General features: G+C 36.4%; 17 protein-coding genes. 9 read left to right on the top strand and 8 right to left on the bottom strand.

The features are described from left to right. Positions 1 to 14: 14 nt before the first annotated feature. The 6 genes from FB2170_RS01785 to deoC all read right to left on the bottom strand — a co-directional run bounded on the left by FB2170_RS01785 (position 15) and on the right by deoC (position 4,258). Positions 15 to 782, bottom strand: a complete 768-nt coding sequence (locus FB2170_RS01785) for a GNAT family N-acetyltransferase (protein ID WP_013304780.1) — start codon at positions 780 to 782, stop codon at positions 15 to 17. Positions 783 to 891: 109 nt separating this feature from the next. Then, a complete protein-coding gene (locus FB2170_RS01780) occupies positions 892 to 1,653 on the bottom strand; it encodes an SDR family NAD(P)-dependent oxidoreductase (RefSeq protein WP_013304779.1) in 762 nt (253 codons plus the stop codon). Between the two features lie 10 nt (positions 1,654 to 1,663). Then, on the bottom strand, positions 1,664 to 2,305 hold the full coding sequence (locus tag FB2170_RS01775; RefSeq protein WP_013304778.1) for a WG repeat-containing protein: 642 nt from the start codon (positions 2,303 to 2,305) through the stop codon (positions 1,664 to 1,666). Between the two features lie 32 nt (positions 2,306 to 2,337). After that, the gene (locus FB2170_RS01770; protein WP_013304777.1) at positions 2,338 to 2,790 is read right to left on the bottom strand and encodes a DUF2267 domain-containing protein; all 453 of its coding nucleotides are present in this window, start codon (positions 2,788 to 2,790) and stop codon (positions 2,338 to 2,340) included. Positions 2,791 to 2,903: 113 nt separating this feature from the next. Next, a complete protein-coding gene (gene deoD / locus FB2170_RS01765) occupies positions 2,904 to 3,602 on the bottom strand; it encodes a purine-nucleoside phosphorylase (RefSeq protein WP_013304776.1) in 699 nt (232 codons plus the stop codon). 11 nt (positions 3,603 to 3,613) lie between these two features. Beyond that, the gene (deoC, locus tag FB2170_RS01760) at positions 3,614 to 4,258 is read right to left on the bottom strand and encodes a deoxyribose-phosphate aldolase (RefSeq protein WP_013304775.1); all 645 of its coding nucleotides are present in this window, start codon (positions 4,256 to 4,258) and stop codon (positions 3,614 to 3,616) included. 177 nt (positions 4,259 to 4,435) lie between these two features. Here deoC and FB2170_RS01755 point away from each other — a divergent pair, with 177 nt between their 5' ends. The 8 genes from FB2170_RS01755 (at position 4,436) to FB2170_RS01720 (ending at position 11,530) form a co-directional block, all read left to right on the top strand. Beyond that, a complete protein-coding gene (locus FB2170_RS01755) occupies positions 4,436 to 5,290 on the top strand; it encodes a universal stress protein (protein WP_013304774.1) in 855 nt (284 codons plus the stop codon). 8 nt (positions 5,291 to 5,298) lie between these two features. Then, positions 5,299 to 6,162 carry a universal stress protein gene (locus tag FB2170_RS01750; protein ID WP_013304773.1) on the top strand — a complete coding sequence of 288 codons (864 nt, stop codon included), beginning with the start codon at positions 5,299 to 5,301 and terminating at the stop codon, positions 6,160 to 6,162. 150 nt (positions 6,163 to 6,312) lie between these two features. Next, positions 6,313 to 8,409: a phosphate acetyltransferase gene (gene pta / locus FB2170_RS01745; protein WP_013304772.1), complete on the top strand. Its 2,097-nt coding sequence runs from the start codon at positions 6,313 to 6,315 to the stop codon at positions 8,407 to 8,409. Positions 8,410 to 8,414: 5 nt separating this feature from the next. Continuing rightward, the gene (locus FB2170_RS01740) at positions 8,415 to 9,602 is read left to right on the top strand and encodes an acetate/propionate family kinase (RefSeq protein WP_013304771.1); all 1,188 of its coding nucleotides are present in this window, start codon (positions 8,415 to 8,417) and stop codon (positions 9,600 to 9,602) included. A 137-nt stretch (positions 9,603 to 9,739) separates the two neighbouring features. Then, positions 9,740 to 10,069: a YtxH domain-containing protein gene (locus tag FB2170_RS01735; RefSeq protein ID WP_013304770.1), complete on the top strand. Its 330-nt coding sequence runs from the start codon at positions 9,740 to 9,742 to the stop codon at positions 10,067 to 10,069. A 6-nt stretch (positions 10,070 to 10,075) separates the two neighbouring features. Further along, positions 10,076 to 10,420, top strand: a complete 345-nt coding sequence (locus tag FB2170_RS01730) for a phage holin family protein (RefSeq protein WP_013304769.1) — start codon at positions 10,076 to 10,078, stop codon at positions 10,418 to 10,420. A gap of 2 nt (positions 10,421 to 10,422) precedes the next feature. Next, the gene (locus FB2170_RS17675) at positions 10,423 to 10,650 is read left to right on the top strand and encodes a DUF6327 family protein (RefSeq protein ID WP_013304768.1); all 228 of its coding nucleotides are present in this window, start codon (positions 10,423 to 10,425) and stop codon (positions 10,648 to 10,650) included. Positions 10,651 to 10,753: 103 nt separating this feature from the next. Next, positions 10,754 to 11,530: a patatin-like phospholipase family protein gene (locus FB2170_RS01720; protein ID WP_013304767.1), complete on the top strand. Its 777-nt coding sequence runs from the start codon at positions 10,754 to 10,756 to the stop codon at positions 11,528 to 11,530. Positions 11,531 to 11,637: 107 nt separating this feature from the next. Here FB2170_RS01720 and FB2170_RS01715 read toward each other — a convergent pair whose 3' ends face one another. Then, positions 11,638 to 12,105 carry an Hsp20/alpha crystallin family protein gene (locus FB2170_RS01715; protein ID WP_013304766.1) on the bottom strand — a complete coding sequence of 156 codons (468 nt, stop codon included), beginning with the start codon at positions 12,103 to 12,105 and terminating at the stop codon, positions 11,638 to 11,640. Between the two features lie 204 nt (positions 12,106 to 12,309). On the opposite strand from FB2170_RS01715, the gene FB2170_RS01710 reads away from it, so the two are divergent. Continuing rightward, positions 12,310 to 13,008 carry a hypothetical protein gene (locus FB2170_RS01710; protein ID WP_013304765.1) on the top strand — a complete coding sequence of 233 codons (699 nt, stop codon included), beginning with the start codon at positions 12,310 to 12,312 and terminating at the stop codon, positions 13,006 to 13,008. Here the strand turns inward: FB2170_RS01710 and FB2170_RS01705 are convergent. Continuing rightward, positions 12,995 to 13,456 (bottom strand): GNAT family N-acetyltransferase, encoded by a 462-nt coding sequence (locus FB2170_RS01705; protein WP_041632634.1) that lies wholly within the window; start codon positions 13,454 to 13,456, stop codon positions 12,995 to 12,997. The genes FB2170_RS01710 and FB2170_RS01705 overlap by 14 nt on opposite strands. Positions 13,457 to 13,498 lie beyond the last annotated feature (42 nt).

The raw sequence follows: 13,498 nt of genomic DNA, 5'->3' as shown, positions 1-13,498 counted from the left end.
CGTAACGCTTGATGCTATTTAATTTTGAGTTCTTTTTTTAAAATATTCCTGAAGCGGGTAGCACTTAGATAGTGATCCTCTAGTAGTTTTCCATCATGAATGAGACCGAATACTCCATATCCAGAGGGCGCATTTTGCGCTTCCCGTGCTGTTTTAAGTTCAGTTACTTTTAAATCTATGTCATAGTCCATGGCTGTATTCAATAGCGCTGCTACAGATTTTTCATGCCAGGGGCATTGATTTGCATAAATCAAATTCCAACCCTGATGTTTAGATTGCTGTGCGTTCCAGTCAATAAACTTGGGTGAATTTGCTTTGGGATCCCATTGCTTCGTAAGCAGCTCGAACCTTCCTTTTTTGTCAATTTGTGCATAGCCACTATTCTCAAAAATTTCTTTAGAGGCAATCCAAGTGCCTTTGCTGGTCATAACACATACACCAGCCAGCCCTTCTTGTTTAGCGTCCTTTTCAACTTCATGAATAAGTAGTGACCCATAACCTTTGTTTCTGTCTTTTTTTGAATACACTACAATACAATGAATAAACATAAATTTTTCTGCTTCAATAGGTCGCCAAGCATTTGTTGCGGGGATATATTCGATGAATCCAATCATTTTGTCTTCCCCATTTTTAAGGATTTTCAGGTGTAATCCTCTTTTATATTGTTTTTCGAACCAACTCTTTTTACAATTGAATCCAGAGTTTTTAATATTCTTTACGCAGAAGAGAGTTTCTTCTTGAACATTTTTGGGTGTTACCTCTATTATTCTTAATTGAGCCATAGTATTGGTTCTACTAAAATTCTTGCGCTTTAAACAAAAAAGCTTTCATCAAAAAATGGATTTGGATTTCAACTTAATCCCAATCATCTTGTAAGTAATATTAGTCCGGTTATGAAGCTACCATGCCACCATCGATGACATAGGTGCTACCTGTAATATATTTACTTTCATCCGAGGCCAGGAACAACACCAAATCGGCGATTTCCTCTGCCTCTGCATAACGCCCAAAAGGTACTCCGGCTTCAAATCCTTTTTTCGCTTTTTGAGCATTATCGGGTGATATGTCCTTTTCAATGTCCCTCATCATGCGGGTATTCACTGGCCCGGGATGAATCGTATTCACTCTGACATTCCTGACTGCAGATTCCAGGGCGGCAACTCGCATGATACCAATTACACCATGCTTACTGGTTGTATAAGCCCCTAAGCCAGAAAAACCTTTTAAACCTGCAACTGAAGATGTGATTATCACACTTCCTCCATCATTCAGTCTAGGAATACCGTATTTACATCCTAACCATACCCCTTTTAAATTAATTGCAATTACCGAATCGAACATTTCTTCAGGGTAATCCGCAATAGGACTGAAAGGGCCTTCTATACCTGCATTAGCAAATAGAATATCAATTTTGCCAAATTGGTCCAATGTTTCTTGTAGATATAGTTTGGTATCCGTTGTTTTTGATACATCAGCAGTACAATAACGAACATGGGGGCTATTTAAATCGGATGTGGCTTTTCTAAGAGTACTTTCAGTGCGGCCTACCAACATAACTTTAGCTCCTTCTTGTATGAAAATTTTAGCCGTGCTAAAACCTATTCCACCTGCACCTCCTGTAATGATTGCGACCTTATTTATTAAGCGATTCATATTCTGTTTTTTATAGACTAATATTCAATTTTTTGGTCTCCCACTTATCATCCTTGGTTCTGTATACAAGAAGATCTTTTGCTATTAATTTAGCCTTTAACTCGGGCGTTTCATAACGTCTTTTGGCAGTTAAAATATGTTCCCGTTCTGCAATTGGCCAAATTATTTCACCACTGATATTCACTACAACTTCAGTAAAAATGTAGTCTATAACCTTTAATTTGATTTCATTATTTCCTTGAAAGGCTTTCCGCACATAAATTCCTATGGCATTTTCGTGGTCGAATTGGGTAATATTCAAATACTCAGGCTGAATTATAATTTCACCAGATTGGTCTATAAACCCATAATATGGGATACTGTCCTCCTTTAGAATTTGTATCATACACCTGCCGTTCTTAAATTCTGGATAGCGAATGCCTAAAACCCCAGGTACACTGGTGTCAGCATCTTTGTTCCATACTAAATCATCCCTAAAATCCAGGACTAATTCCGCATTCTCATTTATAAAACCCCATTGGTTTTCTATACGAACTGCGGCGAGGCCTTCACTAAAAGGAGCGACTTCATCAAAAACGGTATTTACTGTTTGTGCCAATGCCAATACAGGTATTATTAATATTAGCGATAGAAATGTTATGGTATTTTTCATGACTGTATTTTTAAATAATGTTATTCATTTTTTTAAAACATGATATTAGAGTAAATCATGCTTTTTAAATCTTTGGGTAAACCATCTCTAATATCTTCCAGTTCTCCCAAGGAAATATATTTTCTTAATAGAATAAAGGTTGTGTCTATGTACTGCTCCGCAACATCATCGCTATATTCAAAGTCGTTTATTGCAGATGGTCCGTCATGTTTTCTTACCAAATCAATGAACTCTGCCATTTGTTTTATTCTTGGCCTATCTCTTTTTATGGTCCAGCCATTTACGTAGACGGCCTTTAAGAACATTGGGAATTGAGCGATAAGCTGTAATGATTCTTCTGTAGGTATAATATCGCGAAGTGCATGAAGAATGGCTGATAGAATTCTACCCGCTTTGTCTTTGTCTTCACCAAGATTCATTTCCTTGGTATAATTTTTTATAAATGTATTTCCTTCCGTTGCGTATTGATTAAAATTAAGTGCCATAATATCCTCTTTTAAGTTGAACTTAAAGTTGGCGACAATAACTTTAATAAGAAATGACCTAGGTCATGTATGTCGTTGAAAGGTAAGTGTATATAGAATATTGAGTATTTGAATTAGGTAATGTTCAAAGCAATCTCGACCATTTCATTAAACGAGGTCTCCCTTTCTTTTGATGACGTTTTTTCCCCGGTGACCAATGAATCAGAAATTGTGAGTATGGCCAAGGCCCTTACGTTGAATTTAGCGGCAATCGTGTATAGGCCAGATGCCTCCATTTCAACACAAAGAACACCATACTTGGCCCATAGTTTGTATGCGTCAGGGTCATCTTCGTAAAACTCGTCCGCAGAAAGAACATTTCCTGCTTTAATCTTTATTCCATTTTTCTTTGCATATAAGGATGCGTTCAACAATAAATCAAAATTTGCAGTTGGGGAATAGTCAGAATTTATAAAACGTGAGTTATTTATTCCTGAAGTGGTTGAGGCAGCCATGGCGAGAACTATATCCCGTACTTTAATATTTTTTTGAAAAGAACCGGCCGATCCTACTCGGATTAGGTTTTTAACCCCATAATTATTTATCAATTCATGATAATAGATCATTGCGGATGGGATTCCCATTCCGCTGCCTTGAACCGATATTTTTTTGCCTTTATAAGTTCCAGTGTATCCCAACATTCCACGTACTTTGTTATAACAAAATGGATCTTTCAAAAAAGTTTCTGCAATCCACTTGGCACGTAGGGGATCTCCTGGCATTAATACGGTTTCTGCAATTTCTCCTTTTTTGGCTTCAATATGTACGCTCATAGTTTCGCTAATTATTCGGTTGATGAGATGGTAATCCCTGCGGATGTTCCTATTCGTGAAACCCCAAGGGCAAGGTATTTAAGAGCTGTGGCTCTATCTCTAATACCACCGGAAGCTTTTATTTTTGCCATGTGCCCAACTACATCTTTCATAAGTTTAACATCTTCCAAGGTTGCACCCCCAGAACCAAAACCAGTCGAGGTCTTTACAAAGTCTGCACCCGCTGCAACAGCAAGTTCGCATGCTTTTATTTTTTCTTCATGGGTTAAATAGCAAGTTTCTATGATTACTTTCAAAACCTTTTTTCCAATTGCTTTTTTTATGTTGGAAATCTCTTGTTCAACTAAATCTGTTTTACCGGATTTTAACCATCCAACATTGATAACCATGTCAATTTCATCAGCGCCATTGGCAACGCAATTCTTGGATTCAAAAATCTTGGCTTCCGTGCTCATGGCCCCTAAAGGAAAGCCTATTACCGCTGCTAGGTTTACCGAACTGTCCAATAATAATTCTTTGGCAGATTTAACATAACAGCCGTTTACACAAACAGCGAAGAACTTATGTGCAATAGCTTCGTTACATAGTTTTTCAATATCGGCAATTGTTGCTGTGGGCTTAAGTATGGTATGGTCAATATAATCTTGGATGTGCATAGAATCGGAAATTATTTAACTAGGAATAACTAGTAGGAATATAATTCAAAAATACGATTCTACCTTTAGATTTTTCATGATAATAGTCAGTTAAAATAAACAAGGACTCGACTGATTTAAATCATGGTTCTTTTTTTAGAAAGACCATAATTTTAAGTATTACTAAAGCCGCTTCTCATGAAAACAATCCTCATTCCCACCGATTTTTCAGAAAATGCTTGGAATACCATTTCGTTTGCACTGCAATTTTTAAAAAATGAACGCTGTACATTCTACTTTTTACATACCTATACCCCTGCTTTTTATCGTATGGATTATGTGCTTGGAGGTCCAGAATTCAGTGCTATTGCTGATAAAGGTGTTGACGCATCTTTGTCTGGGCTGGAAATGACCTTACAGAAGGTTAAGGCTAATTTCAATAACCCTAAACACATTTATGAAACCGTCTCCGCATTCAATGTTTTGACCGATGAAATAACCGAATTGAGTCATAGCAAGAGTGTTGATTTAATTATCATGGGAACGCAGGGAGCTTCTGGGGCAAAAGAAATATTTCTTGGAACCAACACTGTTCATGTTATTCGAAAAGCTACTGTTCCAATTTTGGCGATTCCTGCCGGTTTTGTATACAAGCGAATAGAAAAAATACTTTTTGCTGCGGATTATAAGTCAAAATACCATAGGAAGGAACTGTACACTGCCATTGAAATAGCGAAAATATTTGATGCCTTGATTACTGTACTACATATAAAGGAGGAGTATGAGCTAAGTAAAGTTCAGAAGGAGAATAAAGATTTCTTAGCACTTTGTCTTGCACAGATTAAGTTTGAATTTAAAGAAGAAAGGGGTTCTTATATGCCAGAAGCCGTCATTGAATATGTAGAAGAACATGACTTTGATATTTTGGTAATGATGAACAGAAACCATTCGTTTTTTGAGCGGATATTGACGAAACAGAACATCGACCAAATTGGTTTTCACATACAAGTTCCATTTTTGGTGGTACCTGATAATTCCAATTCTTCTAAATAAAAGCCGAAATGAAAAATATTATTTTACCTACGGATTTTTCCGATAACGCGTGGAACGCGATTTTCACGGCCTTAAAAATATTTGAGAACGTAGATTGCAATTTTATATTATTGAACACCTACGAACCAAAAATGACAAATTTATTGGGAAAAAAAAGCAGGGAAAGGTTAGGGGTTATTTATGATTCCTTATCTGAGAACTCAAATATTCAATTAGATAAGTCAATACAATATCTTTCTCAAAATCATAAACGAACAAACCATGAATTTGAATTGGTCTCGGTTTCGAACAATGTAGATCAGGCAATCAACCAGCTGCTCCTTGAAAGAGAAATAGATCTTATTGTTATGGGCACTAAAGGTGCGTCTGGGGCTAAAGAGGTATTCATGGGAAGTAATACGGTAAGGGTGATCAAGAAAATAAGGTTCTGCCCAATTTTGGCGGTTCCTGATGAACATGATTTTAAGAGGTTGAATGCAGTGGTCTTTCCAACTAATTTCACCCACGTAATCGGTGAAGAAGATTTACAAAGTATACTTGAAATGGCTTCTATTTGGAATGCTAAAATAAATGTTTTGCAGATTGCTGAGGAGTATGTTTTGAGTGAAATGCAAAAGAAGAACAAAGAATTATTGTCAAAACGATTAAACGGCCTGGACCATCAATTCCACCGAGTTGAAATGTGGAACAATGTAGCTGATGCAGTCAATGATTTTTCTAAAAAAGAGGATATTGATTTAATTGTATTGATAAACTATCCGCATACTTTTTTGGAGAAATTAACAAGAGAATCGGTCATTAGAAAAATGGCTTTTCATACCAAAATACCAATCTTGATTTTACCAGGAATTCAATCATTGATATCAAATTGAAATTATTGTATAGTTAATATAATATCTAGGGTTTTATTATGTTATTTTAACGTTGGAAGTTATATACTTTCTTCAATAAACAATACTTACAATAAGATTGTTTTTTACGGTCTTAAAATTTTAAATTTGCATATTAAACACTGATTGCTAATGAGCAAAGCCATTTATATTGCCACAACAGAACCTAACAGTGGCAAATCAATAATTTCTCTGGGTCTAATGCAAATGTTATTGGGAAAAGCAGCTAAAGTCGGCTATTTTAGACCTATTATCGATGACTACACGAATGGTACAAAAGATAACCACATAAAAACCATTATTTCCTATTTTAATTTGCCAATTGCCTATGAAGACGCGTTCGCATTTACACGCAGCGAGGTTATTCAGATGAATAATCAGAATAAAGAAGATGAGGTTCTTGATAAGATTATAGAAAAATATAAGAGCATAGAAGATCAGTTTGATTTTGTGCTGGTTGAAGGCACGGACTTTTCTGGAGAAGGAGCGATCATTGAATGGGATATCAATGTACTTATGGCAAAGAACCTGGGTATTCCAACACTCATATTGACAAGTGGTGTTGGTAAAACATTGGATGAGTTGGTAAATAATGTCTACTTGGCCTATGATTCATTTAAGGATCATGGTGTTGAGGTTCTTATGGTTGTTGCCAATAAGGTTCAAGAGAAAAATTTAGAGCTGGTAAATGAGAGTTTGCAAAAAGTTATACCTGAAGAGGTATTGGTAGGGTCAATACCAATGAATCCTGTTTTGGGCAACCCTACCATAAAAGAAATTGTTGATGTTCTTGAAGGTAAAGTTCTCTTTGGTGAAAAATATTTAAATAATCAAGCAGGGCATTTTGGCGTAGGGGCCATGCAATTACGCAATTACCTCACCCATTTAAAGAAAGATGGACTTGTAATTACTCCTGGTGATAGGGCCGATATTATTCTTGGAGCCTTACAAGCAAATTTATCTGCTAATTACCCTACTGTATCTGGGATGATTTTAACCGGGGGAATAATTCCTGAAGAACCTATTGCCAAGCTTATTGAGGGGCTTTCAGACGTTGTGCCCATAATTTCTGTAGAAGAAGGAACTTTTTCAATAACAAATCGAATTGGGGCGATCAGACCGAAGATATATGCGGAGAACACTCATAAAATAATGACCTCAATTCAGGACTTTTCAAAATATATACCTGAGGAAGTGCTGGCCAAGAGATTGATAACATCGAAGTCTAAAGGAATTACACCTAGAATGTTTCAATATAATTTACTGAAGCGGGCAAAAGCAGATAAAAAAAGAATTGTACTTGCAGAAGGATTGGATGAACGTGTATTAAAGGCAACAAAGCAATTGCTAGATGCCAATGCCGTTGAAATCACCTTACTAGGTGACCCAATACAAATAGCAGACAAAATATCACTGATGGATTTAGATCTTGATCTTAATAGTATTGAGATAGAGAACCCAACTGAATCTAAATATTTTGATGAATTCTCCGAAACCCTATATGAATTGAGAAAGCATAAAAATGTGAATTTGGCAATGGCCCGTGATCTTATGGAAGATGTTTCATATTTTGCTACCATGATGGTTCATAAAGGTTATGCAGATGGCATGGTATCGGGTGCAATACATACTACAAAACACACCATTCTTCCTGCATTACATTTTATAAAAACACGACCAGATGTTTCTGTGGTTTCTTCAGTCTTTTTTATGTGTCTTGAAGATAGGGTTACACTCTATGGTGATTGTGCCATAAACCCGAACCCAGATGCAGAACAATTATCAGAGATTGCCATATCTTCAGCTGAAACAAGTCAAGCATTTGGTATTGACCCAAAAATCGCAATGTTATCATACTCCTCAGGTAGTTCAGGAGTGGGCGAAGATGTTGAGAGAGTACGTAATGCAACCAAATTGGTAAAAGAGAAACGACCTGATCTAAAGGTTGAGGGGCCAATACAATATGACGCAGCTGTTGATATAAATGTGGGCAAAACCAAAATGCCAGGGTCACAAGTGGCCGGTGAGGCATCAGTTTTTATTTTTCCAGATCTTAACACAGGGAACAATACCTACAAAGCCGTTCAAAGGGAGACGGGAACGATAGCAATCGGTCCCATTTTACAAGGGCTTAACAAACCTGTGAATGACCTAAGCCGAGGTTGTAATGTGGACGATATCTTTAACGCTGTGATTATTACTGCAATTCAGGCACAAGATTTAGAATAACTTATATGAAGGTATTGATATTAAATTCGGGCAGTTCTTCAATTAAGTTCCAACTAATTGAAATGCCAGAGGAAAAAGTGATCTGTGGTGGCTTGGTCGAACGTATTGGATCTCGTGATTCGGTTTTGGTTTTTAATCTTTCTGGGAAAAAGCATAAAAAAAAATTGCCGATAAATGACCACAAGGAAGGTCTGATTAAGATTTCCAATGTTTTACTTGATGTGGAAAACGGGATTCTAAAAAGTACCGAGGAAATAGAAGCTGTGGGCCATAGGGTTGTTCATGGTGGGAATGCGTTTTCCGAGACAACATTAGTGAATAAAGAGGTGAAAAGAATAATAAAGGAAAATTTCAGCCTAGCACCTTTACATAATCCACATAATCTATTGGGAATTGAAATTGCGGAACAAATATTCTCGAATTCAAAACAGATTGCAGTTTTTGATACGGCATTTCATCAATCAATACCTACTAAGGTGCGCAAATATGCCATTCCCAATAAGTTCTATGAAGAAAACGGAATCCAACTCTATGGTTTTCATGGTACTAGTCATAAGTATGTTTCGGAAAGAGCCGCGGATTATTTAGGTAGAGAGGATGCAAAGCTAATTACAATCCATCTTGGTAATGGTTGCAGTATAAGTGCAGTAAAGAATGGAAAAAGTGTAGATCATAGTCTTGGGTTCGCACCTTCGAACGGACTGATCATGGGTTCTAGAAGTGGAGATATAGACCATTCTATTGTCTTTTATTTGGTGAATGAACTGGGTTATTCTTTAGATGAGGTGAATAATATGTTGAACAAAGAAAGCGGTATGTTGGGTTTGACCGGTTATAGTGATTTAAGGGATATTGAGTCTGAAGCGGAGAGAGGTAATCACGCTTGTAAGTTGGCTTTGGAAATGAATGCGTATCGAATTAAAAAATATATTGGAGCCTATGCGGCCGCTATGAATGGTCTTGATGCCCTAATTTTTACGGCTGGGATTGGGGAAAACTCTGAACTGATACGTAAAATGGTCTGCAATGAAATGCAATTTTTAGAAATAGAAATAGATGATTTGTTTAATTCCAGGAAATCAGCCCATCTCCGAGAGATTAATACTTCAGATTCAATTGTAAAGGTTTTGGTTATTCCAACCAATGAAGAGTTGGAAATAGCTAAGCAAGCATTTCATTTGCTTGAAAACTGATTTACTACAGTTATAAGAATACCCATTGAATGGTTTTGAAACCCTCTTTTTTTTGAAATGATTTAAATCATTTCAAGTGATGACTCATTGAATTACTTTGGTGTATAATTTAATATGAACCATAAAATTCAAGAATCATGTCAAACGATAGTGGAAACATCATGTTAGCCTTATTGACAGGAGCTGCAATAGGGGCAGGGGTAGGTATTTTGTACGCACCCGACAAAGGGACGAAAACCCGTAAAAAAATCAAGGAAAAAGCCATGGAGACAAAGCACGAAATAGCAGAGCGTGTCTCGCATGCCAAGGAAGAGCTTACTAAAACTGCTCAGGAAAAGAAAGTTGAGTTCGAGCAAAAGTTAGAAGATACCATTTCAACAATGAGTTACAAAGCGGATGATATCATCGCAACTTTGGAGCGTAAATTGGAAGAAATGAAAAAGAAAAATACGCAACTACAGAAATAGGTTCTTATGGCTTTTGATGAATTAAAGAAGGATCTAATAGAGGCCGATGTCGATATTAGATCCTATCTTGAGAATAGTGAAGAATACTACAAACTGAAAGTATTCAAAACCTCAATGAGAGGAATTACTTCCTTAACTCATGTATTGGTCATAGGGGCAATTGCCTTTTTGGCTTTATTCTTATTGTCATTGACCGCGGCGTATGCCATAGGTAATGCGATGAATGAGTTCTACCACGGATTTCTGATAGTGGGACTATTTTATGTTGTAGTTGCCATACTATGCTATATTTTCCGTAAAAAAATGGACACACCTTTGTTGAAGAAATTCTCAAAATATTATTTTGATTAATTATGAAAACTTATAACTCATTTTCCGAAATAGATAAGCAATTAAAAATCTTAAGCCTTCACCGAGAAATAAATCTGGAAAGCTTCAAGTTGAATCTACATAGATGTAAATCAGATTTAACTCCTTCACATTTACTGGGCGGGTATAAGGGCATTCTTCAAAAAAGCCTTTTGACCCTCGTGCTCAGGCAATTAAAAAAAATGCGTAGTGCAAAACAATTGGCAGGTTAGTCTGCGCCATGTTTTGATTCCCGACTATACAAAATTTAAACCTTCCCATATTTTTTTTAGACTGAATGTGGAATATTCATAGTTTTGATATTAAATTTCAAGTATGAATATAGGCCTGGTCCTTTCTGGTGGCGGTGTTCGCGGTGTGGCTCATATTGGAGCCATCAAAGCTTTGGAAGAGCATGGTATTTTCCCAAACCATATTGCCGGTGCCAGTGCTGGTGCCATTGTAGGGGCATTATACGCCAATGGGAATACGTGGGAAGAAATATTGGATTTTTTCAAGTCGGTACAGATTTTCAAGTTAAATAAGTTTGCCCGCAATAAACCGGGCTTCATAGATACCGAAAAATTATATGACAGTTTTAAATCTTATCTGGTAGACGACAATTTCAGCTCTTTACAGATGCCGCTGGCCATTACAACCACTAACTTGCTAACCGGTACTTTAAAGGTTTTTGATGCGGGAGAATTGATTCGGCCAATTTTGGCATCCGCTGCCTTTCCAGGGGTTTTCACTCCTGTTGAGATAGGTGGTGAACATTATATAGATGGAGGTACGCTCAATAACTTTCCTGTAGATTTAATTAAAACATCCTGCGATACTATAGTTGGAGTTTATGTAAACCCATTTGAGGTGCTTAGGATCAATGATCTTAAATATTCTTTTAGCATTTTGGATAGGGCCTACAAAATCAAAACGGCTCATGAATCTATTGAAAAATTCGAGGATTGTAATTTGGTAATAAGTCCAAAAGATTTGAAGAAATATGGTACTTTCTCTGTGAAGGACATTGATGCTGTTTTTGATTTAGGGTATAAAGCGGCGAATGAGGCTTTGACAGAAGATATGGTGTCAGTTCTTTTGGGTGATTCCTAATCTGTTCTAGCAATATTTTACCAAAAGGGGAATGCCCCCAAATCTAACCCCTACAATACATGGACGCTTTAAGATCAGATAAGAAGGCATTCATAAACAAATGAGATTCAAGCAATCTCAACTACTTTTGGTTTAGCCTTTTTGGCCTCTTCCATTTTTTCTAACTTAAAACTAAGAATGCCATCTTTGTATTTAGCTTTAATTTCTTCTTCTTTCACATTTTCAGGCAATTGCAGTGATCTTTCAAATGACTTGTAGCTAAACTCCCTACGAGTAAAATCATCTTCTTTTTCTTCTTCAGATGTAGATTTCTTCGCAGAAACATTCAAGTACCCATCGTCAATCGTGATTTCAAAATCTTTTTTTGCAAAACCTGGAGCGGCCAATTCAATTTCAAAATTAGCTTCGTTCTCTTTTATGTTTAGGGCCGGTTCCCCTTTTCTTCCATTCCAAAAACTGTCATTGACCAGTCCTTGGTTCCAAAATCGGTTGTCAAAGAAATCCTCCATATCAAAAAAATCAGAGGTTACCAGACTACCAAAAGGTCTTCTTTTTCTAAATTTTACTAATGACATGATATTGATTTTAGATTAAACAATTATTTGAGAGCTAAAATAGAGTAGTGATTATGCTTTTCAAATGATGTAGGTCAGTTAACAATTATTTACGATTTTGAATAGGTCGATCATTGATTTACTGATATATATCATTTTTATCGAAGGTATTTGAACTTAGTTTTAAAGGAGGAATTATTAATGCTAACTTCAAAATAGAATGCCATGCTAGTAAAACAACTACACGTACATAAAGAGGAGAATGATTTTAATGAGTTTTACAGTAAAATATCATCTTTTGCTCCCAATTTAAAAAAATTCATGAGTCGAAGTTTAATGGCGGCAGAGGCCCAAAGTTCAATTGATCGGGGCTTTTATAATGCTGAAGGAATGTTGGATGAGATTTATCTAGAAGTATTTAAAGACCTCTCAAAGTTTTCTGATGAGGAAAAATTGAAGACCATCTTATTTGCCAAGGCCGTTCAAAAAATTGAGGAGAAAAAAATTCTCGAACAGGAAAACCCTGATTATCTGAGTACAGAATCATTATTGAAACAAGAATTGAATAGGTTGGATGAATCATTCACTACCCAAGCAGACGGCGATTTGATTTTAAACACAGAATTGGATGATATTTCATATAAGCAGACGAAAGAACGTTCTTCTAAAGTTATTCTTGATGAAAGTTTGGAACAGCAGTTGATTAAGAAGCTAGATATGCAGGATGAATTATTGCCATCATTTGAGCATAGGGCTCTATTTGGTACGTTATACAGCAATATACCGCTGCGAAGTAAATCGGTACTGGAGTTGTACACTTTTGGTAATCAGAGTATTCATGACGTATCAGAGATTCTAGAGGTACCTGAAAATGTAATAGAACATATTCTTGATAAACTAAAAGAACGGTTTAGGTTGTTGTGAAGTGCATTTTCATTCCTTCATGCGTAGCGGTGAAGCCCAAGTTTAGATAAAAATCGAGGGCATTTGGTCGCTGTTTGTCAGTTGTTAATTGTAGCACATGAGCATTTTTATCTTTTGCCCTTTGAATGGCCCATTTGAACATTTGAGTACCTAACCCTGTTCCTCTGTTATCTTTTCGTATTCGAACAGCTTCAATTTGTGCTCTTATGCCACCACAATAGGTAAGATATTGAATGAATGATATTTGTAAAGTTCCCACAATGTCACCATCTTCGTTTTCAACTACAATAAGTTCTTGGTTTGGGTCATTGTTAATGTTATTAAAAGCATTGATGTACTCTTCGGGCAAGGGTATGCGGTAATTTTCCCTTTTTTTGCCCAATTCATCATCGGCGAGCATTGCAACTATGTGCTTAATATCTTGTTCGATTGCTTTTCTGAACTTCACGCCTCTATCTTTTTATTTGTTTTCTGTAAACTTAAAATAACA

Origin of the sequence: Maribacter sp. HTCC2170 (genome assembly GCF_000153165.2) — a bacterium.
Classification (GTDB): domain Bacteria; phylum Bacteroidota; class Bacteroidia; order Flavobacteriales; family Flavobacteriaceae; genus Maribacter_A.
This window is presented reverse-complemented; position numbering and strand designations above follow the sequence as displayed.